Source organism: Desulfosarcina widdelii (assembly GCF_009688965.1).
GTDB lineage: Bacteria > Desulfobacterota > Desulfobacteria > Desulfobacterales > Desulfosarcinaceae > Desulfosarcina > Desulfosarcina widdelii.
Map to the genome: position 1 here is coordinate 1,569,619 of NZ_AP021875.1, position 18,476 is coordinate 1,588,094.

An 18,476-nucleotide genomic window follows, 5' to 3' on the forward strand; every position below is an offset into this window, starting at 1 on the left:
CTATTGTAAGATAGGGTTGCTCCGAAACAGGAAATGAGAATCCCAAAAAAATCGAAAACGTACTATAGACGAGTCGAAAATTTTGATCAACCCGAACGTTTGGGGAGAACATTACAGCTTTTGGGCTTCATCGGTAAATAGAACCTCAGCTTTTCCCAACTTACCATTTATGCTAATGATACACTTTACAGGCAGATGCAAAATACAGACAGATTTCCTTTTGTCCGGGGAAAAACGGCCGATATTTATATAATGCCGGAAACGGGAGTCGGCCAAGACAGATGCAGGCGATCGACTCGCCCGGTATGTGCATCGCCGCTTTTTCCAACCGTCAACCCAATTCAGGAAGCTGCATGGACATCCACATTCAGTACTGGTACTGGCTGGTGTTCGGCATGGTGCTCATCATGGCCGAAATTTTCGTTCCTAGTTTCACCATCTTCTGGTTCGGCCTAGGCGGTCTGCTGGTCGCGGGCCTGATGCTGATCGTCCCGGACATCAGTTTCTCCTGGCAGTTGTTCGTCTGGGCGATCGCCTCCTGTGCATTCACTTTCCTGTGGTTCAAATTCATTCGACCGCAGATGGCCGACCGAACCAAGGCGGGAATCTCCCGCGAAGCCGCCCTTGGCGAGACCGGTCAGGTCATCCGGGAGCCGACCGATGGACGCCGGGGCCTGGTGCGCTTTGCCACGCCGCTTTTGGGCTCCGACGAGTGGCCGTTTATCTGCGAGTCGTCCGTCTCCCTCGGTGACCGAGTTATTGTCGCCGACATCTCGGGCAATACTCTGATCGTCAAAAAATCATAATTATTGGAGGATAACATGGAAGGATTGATCGTTGTTGCCGTTTTCGTGGTCCTGGTGATCGTTACCCTTGTTCTGGGCGTTCGCATCGTCCCCCAGGGCAGCAAGCATGTGGTCCAGCGGCTCGGCAAATATCACAAGACTCTCGGTCCGGGCCTCAACATCATCATCCCCTATATCGATTCGGTGGCCTACAAGGTGACCACCAAGGACATCGTTCTGGACATCCCTTCCCAGGAAGTCATCACCCGTGACAATGCCGTAATTATCGCCAATGCCGTGGCTTACATCAACATCGTGTCACCGGAAAAGGCCGTTTACGGCGTAGAGAACTACCAAATTGCCATTCAGAATCTGGTGCAGACATCGCTGCGTTCCATCATCGGAGAGATGGACCTGGACGACGCGCTCTCTTCCCGCGACCAGATCAAGGCCAAGCTTAAGAGCGCCATATCCGACGACATCTCTGACTGGGGCATCACCATGAAAACCGTCGAAATCCAGGACATCAACCCCTCTCCGACCATGCAGGCCGCGATGGAAGAACAGGCCGCGGCCGAACGCCAGAGACGAGCCACGGTGACCCGGGCCGACGGGGAAAAAGCCGCCGCGGTTCTCGAGGCCGACGGACGGTTGGAAGCCTCCAAACGCGATGCCAAGGCCAAGGTGGTGCTGGCCGAGGCCAGCCAGATGGCCATCCAGAAGGTTTCTGAAGCCATCGGCGACAACGAGATCCCCGTGATGTACCTGATCGGCGAAAAATATGTGGATGCCATCAAGCGGCTGTCCACCTCGGACAACGCCAAGGTGGTCCTCCTGCCGGCCGAAATTCCCACCGCCATCCGGGGTATTCTGAGCGGGGCCAAATAATGAAAAAGGTTCTTGGCATCGTCGGTTCGGCGCGGCGCCTGGGCAATTGCGAAATCATGGTCAAAGAGGTCTTTCGGGGCCTGGACCAGCCCTGCGAATTGCGTCTTTTGCGATTGACCGATTTTCGGATCGAACCGTGCCGGGGCTGCTATGCCTGCCTGTTCAAGGACGGTACCTGCTCCATTGGCGACGATTGTTCCGTTGTCGTGGATGCCATCGCTGCTGCGGATGCACTCATTCTGGCAGCCCCCGCGTATTTTCTGGGCGCCCACAGTTCGCTGAAGCGTTTTCTGGACCGCGGACTGGCCTTTTATAGCGCCCTGGACCGCCTCTGGGGCAAACCGGCCGTGGGCGTCGCCATCGCCGGCGTCCCCGGACTGGAGGGCAGTACGCTTTTAGGCGTCGAAAACTTTTTAAAAATGGTCCTGGCCGACGTCCGGCAAACCCGGGTGGTATATGGTGCCATGCCCGGCGAAATTTTCCTGAATGAAGACAACCGTGCGGCCGCCCGATCCCTGGCGGGCAGCCTGTTTGGCACCAGGGTCCCCAAGACGGCGCCCTGCTGTCCGCTGTGCGGGGGCGACACCTTCCGCTTCCTGGGTCCGGGCAGGGTTCGCTGCATGTTGTGCAGCAACGCCGGCACCATCCGCATGGAAAACGGCACCGCTGTAGTGGAAATCGAAAAATCCGACCACCAACTCTTTTTGACCCGCCAGGACGTCCTGGACCACAAAGCCTGGCTCGTCGGCATGAAAGAGCGCTTCATGTCTCTTCGCAAGACCCTGAAACCCATTACCGTCGACTACCGGAAGGAAGGCTCCTGGGTCAAGCCCCATCAAACGACAACATCCCACGGACAAAATGAGGATGACGCGCCATGAAACTGTTTGGCAAATCCAATCCCGACGACACCGATCCGGCTCAAACCGCGAAAGAAACAGGTGAAGCCAATCAACGCGCCGAGATGCTGCTGGCATGTGTCAACGCCCTGTTTGTTTTCCTGCGCGAGTACACGCTTGATATCACGGAAATCGACTCGGAGCGATTCAAAACCCAGCTTGCAGCCCTGCAGGAAAAATTCCGGGTCGAAGAAAAGACGAAAACCATCGCCGCACAGTTCGACCACCACAAGTCCGGCATCCTGGACCATATCCAGCGGCAAAAAACCTACATCGGCGAGCGCGAATCCGAATTCCGGGAAATCATCGATCTGATGACAGCGGCAATGACCGGCATGGACAACGAAAACCGTGATTTTTACAGCAGTATCCGGAGCCAGGGAGAACGATTCGAGGAGATCACGCTTCTCGACGACATCAAGCGCATAAAAAACGAGCTGGTTAGGGAAGTGGAGAACATGCGGGCCATGGTCCGCAAGAAAGAGGGGCAGGACCAGAAAACCCTCGATGCGCTGTCCAGCCAGGTGGACAACCTGAAAAAAGAGCTGGACGCGGCCAGACATTCGGCCAATACCGACGGCCTCACCGGCGTGAACAACCGGAAGGCCCTGGACGAGTACCTGCGAAGCCTGGTGGAACGCAACAGCATATCCCGCCAGCCCTTTTCCCTGCTGATGATGGACCTGGACGATTTCAAACAGCTCAACGACACTTACGGTCATACCGTGGGAGATCGGATGCTGTTGGCTTTTGCCGAAAAATGCCGCTCCTCGGTGAGAAGCGGTGATTTTCTGGCCCGCTATGGCGGGGAGGAGTTCACCCTCATCCTGCCCGGTGCATCCTTGCGAAACGCCAAGAAAAAAGCCAAACATCTCTGCAAGACCATCGCCGGCGCCCGCTATGCTGCCGACGACTCTCCGAAAGCCGATATTGTCTCCATCACCGTCAGCATCGGCGTTTGCGCCTATCGCAAGGACGACACGGTAAAAACACTTGTGGAGCGGGCCGACCGGTGCCTGTATAAAGCCAAAGAGGCCGGCAAAAACCGGGTGGTGGCAGAAAACTGATTCTATCCCCCATTGCTGCTGTGCGGCATGAACCGCAACCCATCTTTCCGGCCGTACCGGTTTACATACCAGAATTATCGCTTATCTTATCGCCAGTTTAATTTGGTTGAACCGAAAAAGGAGGCTATCGCTACATGCTCGCGACTGATCGATATATCGACCACCTTTTGGAACTGCTCAACGATATTGGAAACCCTGCAGATCTTTTGACGCTGCCCGAGAACGATCTTAATACTTTTTTTAAAATGATCACCGTCGACAGGGTTCGCATCGGACCAACCGACTGGCAGGGATATCCTGCCACGAGCCTGTTGTGGAATCTGCCCAACCTGAAAAAGGCCGGGAAAACGGCATTGGCCGGACATGTCCTTGAACGTTGGCAGAAATTCTCTGCGTCTGCAGTTCCACGGGAACCCGCACTGCAAACAGCCGTGGAAATTCCCCGCGAATCCCAGCATGCCGAAATTCCGGTGGCTGAAGAATCCGGAGAAAAAGATACAGTCGAAGTTCTACCTCCTGCATCTTCGGAATCCCTGCACGTTCTCACAGGCACAGCCACCATTCGTCGAGACTGGTTCGACCGCCTTACGGACTGGGTTGCAGCCCTTGTTACCTTATGGAAATAACCATCGGAGGACCCCATGACCCGAACCAAACCCACCATAGAAAACCTCACGAAGGTATCCCTGAACATAACGGCTGAAGGGAAAACAACGCCAAACGATCAAGCGGCTGTTTTCGAATTCATTTACGGTGTCGGCGCCGATGGCATCACGCCGTTCGAAAAAGTCCTTTTCGGCAAATCCGTCGGCGATCACGTCCGGATGGACATCGGACCGGCCGGGTATCGTGAGACCGTCGGTCACCTCGAACTGCCCCTTTTTGAACAAATTGGCATTGCAACGGCAACCTGTTTGATGGCGACCGTTACAGGCATTACCAAGCCCGAGGATCGAGAAGTGGTGAAAGCCATGGCGTCCGGCGGCAGTTGCAGCGATTGCGGATGCGGATGCGGCGGGCACTGATTCAGAGGACGCTCCCATACACGCGCTACCGATATGCAAGCTGTGCCGTCCGGTATCGTTATAAGCTTGATTTGTTTACAGGAAACCCTTATACCTACACTAATTTCACAGTTGATCGACAGGCATGAACCCAAGCGGCATCCGCCGGCCGGAGACATCCATGTACCGTGACAATTATATTACCGCACTGCGCACCGAACTGCTGGAAATGGTTTCCGAACAACTCACTCCGGTGGCCATGCGTTACGGTTACAGCGAGGTGCCGCTGGAGACCAACATCAAGTGGCGGCCCCAGGTTCTGGTTCTGGGCAACTATTCCTCCGGCAAATCCACGCTGATTAACGAGTTTCTGGGAGCAAAAGTCCAGGGTACCGGGCAGGCGCCCACCGACGACTCTTTTACCGTTATCACCTACGATGAAAGCGAAACCGACGGCGGGGCGATCCGGGTTACCGATCAACGGGACGGCAAGTTCCTGCTCAACGATCCCGAATATCCCTTTGAAACGTTAAAAAAACACGGCCAACGGTTCACCTCCCACTTTAAACTGAAAAAGGTCAACTCCCCTTTCCTGAAAAACCTGGCTATCATCGACACGCCGGGCATGCTGGACAGCATCAGCGAAAGGGATCGGGGGTACAATTACCAGGACGTCATCGGAGATCTGGCCCAGATCGCCGATCTGGTACTGGTGCTGTTCGATCCCCACAAGGCCGGCACCGTCCGCGAGGCCCACACCAGCCTGAGGGATACGCTTCCGTCCAAGACATTCGAAGACCGCGTGCTGTACGTACTGAACCGCATCGACGAGTGTTCGTCCATGACCGATCTGCTGCGGGTCTACGGGACCCTGTGCTGGAATCTTTCCCAGATTACCGGTCGCAAGGACATCCCCATGATCCGTCTGACCTATTCCGCCAACGCGGCCGAGAAAAGCGGCCGCACGGAGGACCCCCAGGCCGCCTATCTTCACTATCTGGAAAACCAGCGCGAGGAATTGAAAAAAGCCGTACTCCAGGCGCCCTGCCACCGGCTGGACAATCTGGCCTCCTTCGTGGAGACCCATGGGGAGCGGTTATGCCACCTGCTGGAAGGAATGATCAGTTACCGCCGCAAGGCACGGATGTTCCGGCTCAAATTCTTTTTCACCGGGCTGCTGGCATCCCTCGTGGGAGGCGCGGCAGGCTGGATGGGATTGATGATGCTGCCGCCCATCGGCGGTCTGGATCCGACCCTGCAGATCGCCGGTGCCGGATTGCTGAGCACCATCATTCTCGTTTTCTGGCTGACCCTGGTGCAAAAATTCCTCTATTCCCGCTTTCTTAAAAAATGGCTGCGGCAATTGGACAAATTGACGCCTCTTTCGAACCAGACGCGCCGGGACAGTTGGGCAGCGATCCGCGACCTGCTCTACGTCAATCTGAAGGAAAGCAATGGTTCCTATTCCCTCTCCCAAGTGCTGGGGGAACATGCCACCGTCAAGCAGATCCACGACAGGGGCTCCAAGGAAATCCGCGAGGCTTTAAAGGAACTGGCCGGGCTGGCTCCGGAAGACGATGCCTGGTTCGGGGAGGGCCCCGGTCCCGTGCCTTACTGGGCCAATACGGACGGAAAAACCGATGAGAAGTAAGGATGTCGTTCCGTCATCTGCATAGGGGCCCGTCATGAATGAAAAAGCCGGCCTGCCGATCATTCCCGATTCGCGTGAAGACGATCTTCATCCCCCTCAAGCGCCCTTAGACAGCCAGTTGAATCTTTTCATGGCCGGCAATCAGTTCATGGTCATGGAAGCATTGATCACAGCTTTCAAGCAGCAACATCCTCACATCCAACGCATCTATTACCAGACCCTGCCGCCGGGCCTGCAATTGAAACAGATTATGGCCGGGGGAGCCACTTTTCGGGGGCAACGCATCGATGCATCGGCGGACATCTACACCTCGGTCAGTGAGAGCGCCATGGAACAACTGGCTTGGGCCGGTAAAATTGAGCCGGGCAGCCACCGCCTTTACCTGCACAACCGCCTGGTGCTGCTGGTCCCATCCGGCAATCCTGCAGCCATCGCCACGGTTGCCGACCTGGCCAAGGAAAATATTCGCATTTCGCAGCCCGATCCCCTGAACGAGGACATCGCCTTTCCGATCATGGAGATGTACCGGGATGCCGGCGGGGATGCCCTTGTTCGGCGGATCATGGATGAAAAACGCGCCCTGGGAACGACCATCATGACCGTGGTCCATCATCGCGAAACGCCCCTGCGGCTGGGAAAAAGGACTGTCGACGTCGGTCCGGTCTGGGCCACGGAAGCGGCTTACGCCCTGGACCGGAAACTGCCCGTCGAGATGGTCGATCCCGGTCCGCGCCTTGATCAGCGCCAACACATCAATTACTATATATGCAAGCTGACCCGATCACCCAATCCGGAAAATGCGGAGACGTTCCTCCAATTCATGGCGACCCGCCGCGCCCGCACCATTTACGAGCAATACGGGTTTATCGCTCCAAGCGGATGAATCGATCCGTTTTTCAGGACATCCGATAAAAAAAGGAGGTGCAGCATGATGGATTTCAATCCAGAGCAATCCTTGTGCGAAACCCGCAGGGAGTTCGGCGAGCACGGCGGTGTGACGCCTTCGATTTCCCGGTCGTCGACCTTTACCGTCCTCGACCCCGAAACCATGCCGGAAATTTTCGGCGGCATCCGGGGGCCGGAAAAAGGCGGCTGTTTTCTCTACAGCCGGCATTTCAATCCCACGGTGGACATTCTGGCCCGCTACCTCTCGGCCATGGAAGGCAGCGAGTTTGCCGTGTGTACCGGCAGCGGCATGTCGGCCATCTCCTGTACCCTGCTCCAACTGTGCAAAAGCGGCGACCACATCGTCTCCAGCGATACCGTCTACGGCGGCACCCACGCACTGTTGAACGACCTGCTGCCGCAGTTCGGCATTACCACCACTTTTGTGGACCCCACCGACCCGGTGGCTTTTAAGCAGGCGATCACTCCGCAAACCCGGGTACTGTATACGGAAACGGTGGCCAACCCGACCTTGAAGATCGCTGACATTCCGGCCCTGGCGAAAATCGCCAAATCGAACGATCTGTCGTTGGTCGTCGACAACACCTTCACACCCATGGTGGTCTCGCCGCTGCAACTGGGGGCCGATGTGGTGGTTTATTCCATGACCAAATACATCAACGGTGCCAGCGACCTGATTGCCGGCGCGATCTGCACCTCCAAAGCCATGGTCCACGACCTTATGGATCTGCATACGGGCAGGGTCATGCTGCTGGGACCGACCATGGATCCACGCATGGCCTACGACATCGTCCAGCGTCTGCCCCATCTGGCCCTTCGCATGCGCGAACACTCCCGACGGGCGCTGGCTATTTGCCAACGTCTGGAGCAGTTGGGGGCGGTCGTCACCTACCCGGGTCTGAAATCCTTTGGACAACACGATCTGGCCACCGCTTTGTTTAACAAAGGCTATGGCTATGGCGGCATGTTCACCATCGACTGCAAAAGTCGAGAACGGGCCGACGCCCTCCTCGATCAACTTCAGAACAAGGAGGATTTCGGATACATTGCCGTCTCTCTTGGGTATTTCGACACGCTGATGTCCTGCTCCGGCGTGAGCACCTCTTCGGAAATCAGCTCGGAGGATCAGAAAAAAATGGGGCTTTCGCCGGGCCTGGTTCGCCTGTCCATGGGCTATACGGGCAGCCTGGAAAAACGCATTGAGCAGATGGAGCGGGCGGCAAGGGGCGTGGGACTGGTATAAAATTGGAAGGAGCGTTTGCCGCAGAAAAAACGATGCCGCCCGAAGATCCGCAAAAAGATGCCCTGGACCTGATTCGAAGCGAATCCGTTCTGACCCTGGCCACCTGCGACGATACCGGCCCATGGTCCGCACCGGTCTATTTCGTTTGCCTGGGCGGCGGTTTTTATTTCTTTTCTTCGTACCAAAGCCGCCATATCCAGCAAGCCATACGATCCGGCAAGGCATCCGCCTCCCTGTTCTGTCGGGCCGATTCCTGGCAGGCGATCCGGGGCATTCAGATGGAGGGGAGGATGGATCGGATCGGCGATCCGGCCCTGTCGCTGAAAGTGATTTCCGCCTATTTGAAGCGCTTTCCCTTTACACGGGATTTTTTTCCAGCTATTCGGAAACCGGACCCGAAAACTTTTTTCGACCGCTTCAAGGTGAAACTTTTTGCCTTCATGCCCACGGAGGTGTATTACGTGGACAACCGCTACGGGTTCGGTAACCGCCAAAAAATCGCATGGAAAACGCAGGCGCCATAATTGAACACGAGAAATGGATGAGAAAAAGCGTGTAAGAAACGGTCTCTGCGATGCAACATCAACCGGATTGAGCAAAATGCTCAAGGAGAAAGGAGTCGGAAATGTCCAATTTTCTGTTCGTGCTGAGCAAGGATGACAACGAAGCCCTGACCCGCTGCTGTCAATTTGCCAAAATCGCCCATTCCAAGGGGCACCATGTGGACATGTTCTTCATTGACGGGGGGGTCGCCTGGGCCAACAAGAAGCGCGACTTCGACACGAAAACCGTCACCGGAGACTGCCCCAACGACTACTTACCTTACATCGTGGAAAACGAAATCAAAATCGGTATCTGCACGCCATGCGCGAAAAACCGGAATATGGACGAAGCCAAATTCTTCTCCAACATGCAGTTGGACGGCGGCCCGCATCTGATCGATATGGCGACGGAGGCCAAGGTCTTCAACTTCTAGATAGTGCCCATCGTAATAAGAAATGCCGCCCTCCCTTGCGCGGATGACGGCAAAACGTTTCTATCGAATCGGCAATTCTCATCAACGCGTCGGCCAACCTGCCCGAATCAATCTTCACCTATTCGGGCAGGTATGGGTCCTTGTCCTGCTTTCTTCTCAGCGTTTCGAGTACCGTTATCTTACGTGCCACCGACGTCCCCGACTCCGTTGTCTCATAGGCAACCTCGGCCCGGCATGGCAGACGGATATATCGAAGATCCGAAACATTCCCTTCCGTATCCACTAAAACCGTCTTCTCGGTAAGGAGAATAATCCCGGCATCGCTCGTGAAATTGTCCTCGGTCGTCTCGGTGATCACCATGGTTGCCGTCTTTGCCATGGCCTCACCAATATTCATAGCCTGAAAGACAAAGAGAAAAACAAAGATGAGCAGCCATGGCCCGGCTTTCGATCGGATCTGGCTCCTTTTATCGTGTCCCATGGAATACTCCTTTTTAAATGGTTTCATCGCAATCGCGTGTTCTATCGGTCGAATGCCCTGTTTACGGATTGAGGATCCAGTTGGTCAGTGCACTTTTCAGGGGCAACGCCGTATCAATGTCGATATCGGCGATTTCACCGGTGCTGAGCTGTAAAAACGCCCTAGCCCCTGTGGTGCCGCCTTGCCGGCCGACATGGATACCGACAGCCGGAGGCGGCGCGCCGATGCTGGCGGTACTGAGCTTGACATTGACCTTCTCGTAGTCTTTCGAACCGTAAGTGATGGTCGAACCGTCCCATTCAAAGACATGCTTGGTGTATCCCGTGCCGGTTTCATAATACAGCCCGTAGAAGCTGGTCGTTCCGCCAAAACCGCAGACATCGCCATTGGGCGTGAATGTAGGGGTCAGCACGATGCCTCCCAGAACCGAACTTTTAGAAACCACCCGTTCCGAGGGTCCGGCGGACACCTCCAGTTCCCGGATCCACCCGTCCATGGCACCGGCATCGTCGACCACGTTGCTGAAGCCGGCGCTGGACAGGTTGCCGCCATAGGGACCACCAGTGCTTTCGATAAAGGCGTACCCGGCGGTGGTTACGGCGATGTCACTGGCATCGAACAGGTTGTTGCTGGTCAGGGTCTTGGACGAGGCGAAATTATGGTAATAGGTACCATTGTAATCTTCATTGTAGAAGGGATCCTTGATTCCGAGCATGTATTCCTGGTTCTGGGTCGTTTTGTCCGCCTCCCTCAAATAGCGGCCGGTGCCGACGTAGACCCATCCATTTTCATCCGAATCCACACTGAGCGCCGTAGGGGCCGTAAACGGGGCCGTGGCCTCGTAGAGCACCGTTGGCGAAAGCCATAGAGTGGGGTCGTCCTCATACACGGGATCGGGATTGCTCAGGGTGGTATTCCAGTCGCACGGGTCGCAGTAGACGGGGATTTTATAGATTTTCCCTTCGAATTGTTTGGGGCTGATACAATCGGCGCTCTGGCAATAGGTCTCCCCAATGTAGATAGCATCGACATTGTAGTTCAGGTTTTTGTCCAAGGATGTGGGCGAACTCATGAAGGCAAAGTCCTCGCCCAGTTCGAACAGCCAGTCATCGCTTCCATTGGTATAGGGCGCCCCGGTTTTCAGATCGACAACGAATATTTTTCCGGTTTCCGTGCTGGTTCCGTCATATGTCGTGGGGCCGGAGCCGAACACGGCGAACCACTCTTCCCCCACTTTGACGATGGCGGGGCTGGACTGGCTCAAATTGAGTCCGGAATAGCTTCTCTCCCAAATGAGGACGGGGTTGCGGGGCTCGGTGATGTCCATACAGATATAGGTCGGATCGAAGTATCGGGGCGAGTCGCTGGCATCGACGGTCCCGTCTCCGCTTGTATCGAATTCGTTGGTCCAGATGCGTTTGCCGCCCAGATTCAGGCCTACGATGATAAACGTGCCCCAATTGGGGTCCGTGTCAGCATCGGTGTAGTGGGTATTATCCGGCAGGATCTTGGCATCGAATACCTTGGGCTTCATATCCACATAGTACACATGGGTGTAATCGGGATCGGCCAGAAATTTCAGGTGCGGCAGCAGGGTCTGGGGAATGTAGGCCCACAGCTCCGACCCCAGCGACATGTCGACGGTTAGGTTGACCGTACCGGTGGCGTCGGCAACCGAAACCGTCATGTCGGCCGGATCGGTGTACTGCCCATTTGCACTGTTATATGTACCGGATGTAAAGGCGTGCAGCATACCGTCGTTGGCCCCGACATAGACCACGGTTTCCCTGCTTTTAACGGCATTGTAATAATTCTGATAGGATTGATCGGAGTAGATGATGTGGTAATTGTCCGTGGGTTTGGAAACGCTGACCGGTGTGGAGTGGACGATATCGCCCAGTTTCCAGACATGGTCGCTGCCGTCGATCTCGTTGGTGGTCCGGTTGCGCATGGTCGGATTGTGATAACCGTCGAAAAAGTCCACCCCGCGGATGTAATCGATCAGATTGTCCACCCGGCTGGCATGGTCCGCTCCCAGATAATCGAAGCCGTCGGCGCTGGAACCGTTGATCACCCCGAGGTAAGGCGTTAACGCCGACACATTGTTCTTGGAAAAGGAGATCACTTCGTCCGATGAATCGAAGGCATCGTAGGCGGTCTCGTCCACGACGCCATCCGAATCGTCATCGATGTAAGTAAAAATTTTGCGTTCCTCGGGTTCTGCCAGGGCCAGCAGACGGCCGGCTTCGAACAAGGGGCTGATCGCATCCAGGGGCACCTCTTCGTAGCAGGATGCGGCTGCGATGCCGTTGGCCGTGCAGTAGTCGTCCGGTGTACCCGAATAGTCGCAATAGTACGGGTCATCATGATTGGGATGGGCCTTGTAGCGACGGATCTTGGTGTTGGAGGTGGCATCATCGAAGACGTACTCGATAATCGGATCGATGTCGTTCCCTTCTATATCCAGTGTCTGGTTTCCGTTGGCGTCCTCGCGCAGGTTGCCGCAAGCGTCCACCCACAAGGACTGCAGGTAGCCGCTCCAAGTCACCTTGACCGGGTTGGAATTGTTGTCGATAGTGGTGGAAAAGGAAGGACGAAAATAGGCCTGCACCAGGTTGCCCTCGCCTTCGCTGTTGGTGGCCAGCACCGATGCCGCGGTACCGGAGGCCGAGCGCTCGAGAATGTCTCGTATGGCCTTTCCCAGGGCGGCTTGAAGCTTGGCGCCGTCCGAGGCCTCGAAATATGTGTCAGGCAGGCCGTCGCTGTCTTCGTCCCACTCCAGGCGATTTTCTGGACTATCCGTCACCAGGCCGCTGGGCAGGCCGTCGCCGTCGCGGTCGATGAAACCGCCGTTCTTGGCCGCCTGCTTGAGCAGTTCGCGTGCATTGTCTTCCTGCCCGAAAGCATAAACTGTGTACAAAACGATGCTCTGATCGTCCTGGATGTCCGTGCGGATGTCGTGGGTGCGGGCCCACAGGGCCACGTCCTTGAGGTAGTCGGTGCCCGCCGAGCTGTATTCACAGCCGCCGTAAGGATATGACTCGCTGCAAGTCGTTGTATTGGCAGTGGATGTGAGGAAGTCGTTTGTGGCCGCGTTGCCGCTTTGGCTGGCATCGGCATAGTCCTTGACATCGGACGGCAGGATGCCATCCATGGTGGAGGCCCCGTCGGTGATCAGCAACACGAAATTCTTGGCGCAGTAGGCCGATCCATCAAAAGGATCGTTGAGTGTGGTCCCCGCGTTGTTGGAGTAGTTCAGGGTGCCGTCGATGGCCTCCTGCTTGAAGTATTTCACCGCCGTGTAAACCGTTTCGGCCAGGGGCGTCCACGTATCGGCCGCCGTATTCTGGAAGTCGTTGAGAAAGTTTTCGGAAACACCATCAGCCATGGGATTTGAAATCACGCCGCCGTTGCCGTTGTTTACGGTGTCCGCTCCGTTGTTGTTGAACCACAGGTTGCCCCAGCGGGCCGCATCTCCGTAGCGCTGCAGTACGCCAACGGTAGTTAAACCGTTGCCGTCCAGGTCGGCAAAGTCGTTGGGTTCCTCGGTGGCGATCTTCTCCACGACGATAGAGTATGTTCCCTGACTGACGCCTGAGCCGTTGTAGACGGTAAAATTTCCTCCGTCCACATCATACGTATAGTTGCCGCTGGTGAAAGGGGTGATTTCCGTGGTCCCGCTGCCGTCATATTCTTTCTCATAGGCGCGGTTGGACGGCGAATTCTCACCGGTGAGTTTCTGGGTGCCGGTGGTGGTACGCGGATTGGCCAGCCCGCCCATCAGCACCTTGCGGCCCACGTCGATCCGGCGCATAGTGAGCCAGTTGAGGAAATTGCCACTCCAGGCGCCATTGGCATCCCGCGAAAAAATGCTGCTGGCATATGTGTAGTTCGACGTCGGATCGAAGTAGCCGTAGTATTGCTGGCAGCCGGAGAACTCCACGTGCAGGACCGGACCGTGGGTGTGATCGCCATTGTCGTACGACCGGGCGTCGCGTCTGCCCGTGCCGGTGATTTTGAAGGCAATGGAAGACCCAGGCACCCATCCGGCTCGATCGACGATCTGCTGTATGAGGGCTTTGAGCTCCGGTGTCTGGTATTTGGTTCCCGCGGTCCAGTGGGGCACATCGTTCCAGGCAACCGACGCAGCGTAATCCCGGCTCACAATATTGTTGGCAGAGTTGTCGTAGATTACAGCGTCGTCCGTGTCTTCGACGGCGATAACAAAATCCGTATCTGCCGGCGGTGTACCGAAAGTGGTAGTCGTCCCGGTGGTAGTATCCGTTATCGTGTAAGAACTGTTTTCTATGGCCTCGAACTCGATGTAGGCTTTCGTAATGGTCGCATTTTTAGGAATGCCCACGGTGAACCGAAGCCCCACAACTGAGGAGGTATAGCCCGTGTCGTAAACGAGAGGGTCACTGGAATAGGTAAGATTATGGTTGCCCAGGTCCAGATCGGAGTCGTAATAGTATGTCGCATTTCCGGATCCAGAGTATTCTTCGGCATCGTCTTTGCTCTGCGATATTGGGACATCGATGTTGCCGCAGGCGTAATTGTCGCCGGTGACCAAGTTGCCGGCACCCTGAAATTCTCCGTAGGCCGGGTAGTTCATGCTTCCCGAATTGTCCATGATGATCATGATATTGGGCGCCACCTCGCTGGACATGAACAGCGGATAGGAGGTGTAGTTGGCGATGGCCGGTTCGGCGGCATGGGCAATCGATACCCCCAGACCACTGGTGAGCAAAATTACGTAAATTAATAATTGATAGATCCGATCCTTATTCATTATAAACCTCCCGGGAGTCCCAGCACCTTGCGATACTCGGCCCGAACATTGGCCACGCTCTGGCGGGGCCCGGGGCCGATGGAGTCCAGCGTATAGAATATGTTGACGCCGCCGGTGGAGCCGACACCGACACCCTCGGCACCGCTGGCGAATTCGACGCCGCCGCCGGCAACGAGCTGCTGGCGGGTGCGCCGGATGTCGACCTCGATGGTATCGTTGTAAACATTACTGGTCATGCTGATATCGGTGATTCCGTTGTCCCAGTTCGCGTATCCGAGGATCTGGTCATAGAGGGCGTTTTCGTCGGTGCTGTTTTCAAATGCGAATCCGAATAACCCCATCACCGTTGCATCCTGGGGAGTGCTTTCATTGATTGCCTTGGATACCAGTTTCGGGGTGACGTACACACCGCTGTCCGCATTGGTATAGGCGATCTTGTGAAACTGGTCGTTGGACGCAATCTGATATTCGATGACAGTGGTGTTCGAGGCCCAAATGCCCATGATCGTGAGGGTAATCAGGATCAGGACCGCCATAATGATCACCGAGCCGCTTTCGTCGGACAGTATTTTTCTGGCTGATTCGTACATCGCCGTCTCCTTAAACGATCTTGGGAATGCGGTTCTGAAGGCTGATGGTTCGAGTTTCGCCTCCCAGTGTTTTGGTTACGGTAACGGTAATTATCTTGTAATTGTAAATATCCGTTCCGATACTGGGTTGCAGGTCCACCTCGTTGACCGTCCAGGAGATCGACAGCGGCCCGTTTTCCCCGGCTTCGTCCACGGTACCATTGTAGTTGTTGTCGATGCCGTCGACATCCTGGGCAGGGGCTGCCGAAGCGACGGCATCGTAGGCGGTTGTGCTCATCATTCCCTGAGGAAGCAGGGTCTCGACCCGATCCAGTGCCCATTCGGAGCTGTAGGTAACGCTCTGGGCCCTGCGGTTGCCTCTGGCGCTTTCGAGCTGCATCAGGCCCACGGCCATAAATCCGACGCTGAAAATGGCCAGGGCAATCAGCACCTCGATCAGGGTAAAGCCGCCATTGTCGTCATACAGATTCTTGAACATCCTTTTTTTTTTCATGTGTTCTCCTTACCCGCCAATGCTCACATTCCCATGTTCCGGCACCAGATGTTGGTGCTTAAAAGCGCCCTTCTGGAGGTGTCGTTGGGCGCCGCCAGAACAGTTTCTCCGAATTGGTTGGTGTAGGTCTCGTCGTTCACCTGTTTAAATGCCATGACCGGGTCGTCCGACCGGGCAACGAGGGTCACCTGGACCATACGCACACGATCCAGTTCCGACTGGTTGCCCGCTGTGGGCGTAAACCGGCTCAGGTTCTCGTCGAAGTAGATAAACTGCAGAGCGTCAATGTTCTCTGCAACCGGTTGGAGTCCCCCGGCTCCGCCGGTCTCGCGCCCCAAGTTCGTGCCGCTCAGGGCATAGCGGATATCTTCGTTACCGCCGGCAATCGCACCATCTTCATCGGCATCGATCTGAAAACGGAAGTCACTGGCCGTGGCCGTCAGTACCGTTGCGTCAGCCGATGCGGTGGGGTCGTATCCCGCCATCTGGATCTCCGATTTCATCAGATGCATGGCCGCCCGGGCATTCTGGTGCATGTCGACGATGCTTTGCTGGGTCAGATGCGTTCGCATCTGGTTCTGGTAGGTGGCAACGATGGCCGCCATGACAATACCGGCGATGGCCATGGCCACCATCAGTTCGATCAGCGTAAACCCTCTATTATTTTTTATATATGCGGTCATTTCGATCACCCTCTCGATGATGGCTAGTACTCGACCCGAACTCTCCCGGCCAGACTTAACACAAGGCTCCGTTCCTCTCCCGCCGAATTGACGATGTCTACTCTGCCTATGCCATCGGGAAGCCCGCTGCCGCTAAAAGTTACAGAATTATTACCAAACGTGGTGGAATCGATGCTCACCCCGGCTGGAATTCGATCCGTACGAAAAACGGTTTCCGTACCATCGATAATCCCGTTGCCGGCGGCGTCCAGCACACCGTCGCCATCCAGATCGTCGGTGGTCCCCGCCCCATCGTCGATAAACAGGGCATACTCTCGATCCGTGACGCCGGTGGGCGCAAACGAGAGCGTGACATCGGCGTTTTCCTTGGCGGCCCGGGCTTTTGCCAGCTGAAAGGCGGAATAAAGATCCCGAGCGCCGTCGCCCAGTTTGGCGCGGTTGCGCCATGCGATCATGTTGGGAACGGCAATGGCGGACAGCACGGCGATAATTGCGATGACCACCATAAGTTCATAAATACTGAATCCCGCATTCCTGCGCATCGTTCCCTCCAAAATTATTTAATGATTTGGTAATTAGTTCCCATTTTTAAGCAAATCACGCGCCATGAACCTTTAAAAACGTCCTTGTCATCATCGCTATATTTACTTAACAACCCGTTTTATTAAATTTTATTTCTATGGTCTCACTGAATTATATTCGTCCGCAATAGCCGATAATCCATCCTCTTCAATCAAAAAAAAACAAATAACCGACCCAACCATTAAAATATTTAATAGCTGTTTCAAATGACGGCAACGACTGTGGAGAAGTGGAGCAAACGAACGGAGCGTGAAATCAGTGGGGAATGTGGAAGCTACAACCTTTTAGACAGTTCATTTCATATCAGCTCAATTTTATAGTCAGTTATGCAATTTTTGTGCTTAAGTCAATCGCTGCGTTTCCAATTAATAGAAATATCGGTTTTTACGGCACGCCTGCGAATAGGTGTGTCAGTTGTGGCTTGATATTAAATTTTTATTAAGAATGATGGCAAAACAGCGGATACAGCGGATTGCATCGTTATTGACTCCTCACAGACCATCTCGATCCGAGTCTCTTTACAGAATTTCGTTTCATCGGGTACGTGTTTGTGACGTCTTCCAGCCCTCCAATACTGCCCTTGGGCCGAAACAACAAAAATCTTTAGCGCCCCCAATAACTCCAACACATAGCAACCAAACCTTATTGAAGCGATACAGCCGCTTCAGAATCAATGCCATCCTTCAAGGCTCGCATGAAATCGAAAACCATTAAATTATCTTAGATCTCTCCTCTATCAGCATGAGAAAAACAAATTCAATGAGAAAAAAAGCTTTCGGCTTTTAACCATCCGCCGCTGCTACTTACTGTTTTAAAAGAGAATTACCACACTTTTGAAGTCTTGGAACAAGTTATGGCTTTGCTGGCATAACCTTTGCTTAGCTTTTGCCTAAAAGCAATGGAGGATGGAAATGAAAGATAACGCCGGATTTACACTGATGGAGTTGGCCATTACCGTGGCAATTTTCGCCGTTCTTGCGGTCATTGCCATACCGAATATGATCGCCTGGCGCAATAACGCCGCCCACAGAGGGGTGGTCAACACGTTGTCCGGTGATCTCGCCATGGCCAAACAGTCTGCCGTCCGCTACAACTGCAACGTTGTTGTCGATTTTTCCGCCGATGGCTACCTGATTTACATTGACGATGGTGACGGCACGGCCGATGCCGATGCCGACGGAGTTCCGGACGGAATGAACAACGACACCCAGGACGGTACCGAGAAAACCCTGCGCGACCGAGAACTGGCACCGGGCGTGACAATCAATCTCACGGCCTCGACCTTTGCCGGCAACAGCACTTTGTTCGACCGCACGGGAAGATGCCCGGCGGCATCCGTCGGACAGGTTGTCGTTACCGGCGCGAATCTTCAGAATACCATCGCAATCAACCGTCTGGGTCGGATATCCGTCAACTAATCTTATTGGAGAGCGATA

General features: G+C 55.0%; 18 protein-coding genes. 12 read left to right on the forward strand and 6 right to left on the reverse strand.

Translation table 11 applies throughout. The annotated features are described in order from the left end of the window. The first annotated feature begins 281 nt into the window (after positions 1 to 281). The 11 genes from GN111_RS07260 (at position 282) to GN111_RS07310 (ending at position 9,419) form a co-directional block, all read left to right on the forward strand. Positions 282 to 806 carry an NfeD family protein gene (locus GN111_RS07260; protein ID WP_197740511.1) on the forward strand — a complete coding sequence of 175 codons (525 nt, stop codon included), beginning with the start codon at positions 282 to 284 and terminating at the stop codon, positions 804 to 806. Between the two features lie 15 nt (positions 807 to 821). Further along, complete coding sequence (locus tag GN111_RS07265) at positions 822 to 1,673, forward strand: SPFH domain-containing protein (protein ID WP_155303119.1); 852 nt, start codon at positions 822 to 824, stop codon at positions 1,671 to 1,673. Further along, the gene (locus GN111_RS07270) at positions 1,673 to 2,554 is read left to right on the forward strand and encodes a flavodoxin family protein (RefSeq protein WP_155303120.1); all 882 of its coding nucleotides are present in this window, start codon (positions 1,673 to 1,675) and stop codon (positions 2,552 to 2,554) included. Before GN111_RS07265 ends, GN111_RS07270 begins: the two co-directional genes overlap by 1 nt. Then, complete coding sequence (locus tag GN111_RS07275; protein ID WP_155303121.1) at positions 2,551 to 3,639, forward strand: GGDEF domain-containing protein; 1,089 nt, start codon at positions 2,551 to 2,553, stop codon at positions 3,637 to 3,639. The genes GN111_RS07270 and GN111_RS07275 overlap by 4 nt, the downstream gene beginning before the upstream one ends. A 134-nt stretch (positions 3,640 to 3,773) precedes the next feature. Further along, on the forward strand, positions 3,774 to 4,265 hold the full coding sequence (locus GN111_RS07280; protein ID WP_155303122.1) for a hypothetical protein: 492 nt from the start codon (positions 3,774 to 3,776) through the stop codon (positions 4,263 to 4,265). A gap of 15 nt (positions 4,266 to 4,280) precedes the next feature. Continuing rightward, on the forward strand, positions 4,281 to 4,664 hold the full coding sequence (locus tag GN111_RS07285; protein ID WP_155303123.1) for a hypothetical protein: 384 nt from the start codon (positions 4,281 to 4,283) through the stop codon (positions 4,662 to 4,664). 160 nt (positions 4,665 to 4,824) lie between these two features. Next, positions 4,825 to 6,294 (forward strand): dynamin family protein, encoded by a 1,470-nt coding sequence (locus GN111_RS07290; protein ID WP_155303124.1) that lies wholly within the window; start codon positions 4,825 to 4,827, stop codon positions 6,292 to 6,294. 34 nt (positions 6,295 to 6,328) lie between these two features. Beyond that, positions 6,329 to 7,177 (forward strand): molybdate ABC transporter substrate-binding protein, encoded by an 849-nt coding sequence (locus GN111_RS07295; RefSeq protein WP_155303125.1) that lies wholly within the window; start codon positions 6,329 to 6,331, stop codon positions 7,175 to 7,177. Positions 7,178 to 7,222: 45 nt separating this feature from the next. Beyond that, complete coding sequence (locus GN111_RS07300; RefSeq protein ID WP_155303126.1) at positions 7,223 to 8,443, forward strand: aminotransferase class I/II-fold pyridoxal phosphate-dependent enzyme; 1,221 nt, start codon at positions 7,223 to 7,225, stop codon at positions 8,441 to 8,443. 32 nt (positions 8,444 to 8,475) lie between these two features. After that, positions 8,476 to 8,967 carry a pyridoxamine 5'-phosphate oxidase family protein gene (locus GN111_RS07305; RefSeq protein WP_155303127.1) on the forward strand — a complete coding sequence of 164 codons (492 nt, stop codon included), beginning with the start codon at positions 8,476 to 8,478 and terminating at the stop codon, positions 8,965 to 8,967. 101 nt (positions 8,968 to 9,068) lie between these two features. Continuing rightward, entirely contained in the window at positions 9,069 to 9,419 is a 351-nt protein-coding gene (locus tag GN111_RS07310; RefSeq protein WP_155303128.1) for a DsrE family protein, read from the forward strand. A gap of 118 nt (positions 9,420 to 9,537) precedes the next feature. On the opposite strand, the gene GN111_RS07315 is transcribed toward GN111_RS07310, so the two are convergent. From GN111_RS07315 to GN111_RS07340, 6 genes are all read right to left on the reverse strand, one after another. Then, on the reverse strand, positions 9,538 to 9,900 hold the full coding sequence (locus tag GN111_RS07315; protein ID WP_155303129.1) for a hypothetical protein: 363 nt from the start codon (positions 9,898 to 9,900) through the stop codon (positions 9,538 to 9,540). Between the two features lie 61 nt (positions 9,901 to 9,961). Next, on the reverse strand, positions 9,962 to 14,692 hold the full coding sequence (locus GN111_RS07320; protein ID WP_155303130.1) for a pilus assembly protein: 4,731 nt from the start codon (positions 14,690 to 14,692) through the stop codon (positions 9,962 to 9,964). Then, positions 14,692 to 15,282 carry a pilus assembly PilX N-terminal domain-containing protein gene (locus GN111_RS07325; RefSeq protein WP_155303131.1) on the reverse strand — a complete coding sequence of 197 codons (591 nt, stop codon included), beginning with the start codon at positions 15,280 to 15,282 and terminating at the stop codon, positions 14,692 to 14,694. Before GN111_RS07325 ends, GN111_RS07320 begins: the two co-directional genes overlap by 1 nt. A 10-nt stretch (positions 15,283 to 15,292) precedes the next feature. Further along, a complete protein-coding gene (locus GN111_RS07330; RefSeq protein WP_155303132.1) occupies positions 15,293 to 15,775 on the reverse strand; it encodes a prepilin-type N-terminal cleavage/methylation domain-containing protein in 483 nt (160 codons plus the stop codon). 23 nt (positions 15,776 to 15,798) lie between these two features. Further along, entirely contained in the window at positions 15,799 to 16,458 is a 660-nt protein-coding gene (locus GN111_RS07335; RefSeq protein ID WP_155303133.1) for a prepilin-type N-terminal cleavage/methylation domain-containing protein, read from the reverse strand. A gap of 23 nt (positions 16,459 to 16,481) precedes the next feature. Further along, positions 16,482 to 17,000, reverse strand: coding sequence for a GspH/FimT family pseudopilin (locus tag GN111_RS07340; RefSeq protein WP_155303134.1), 519 nt, complete (start codon positions 16,998 to 17,000; stop codon positions 16,482 to 16,484). Positions 17,001 to 17,951: 951 nt separating this feature from the next. On the opposite strand from GN111_RS07340, the gene GN111_RS07345 reads away from it, so the two are divergent. After that, on the forward strand, positions 17,952 to 18,458 hold the full coding sequence (locus GN111_RS07345) for a GspH/FimT family pseudopilin (protein WP_170302181.1): 507 nt from the start codon (positions 17,952 to 17,954) through the stop codon (positions 18,456 to 18,458). Positions 18,459 to 18,476 lie beyond the last annotated feature (18 nt).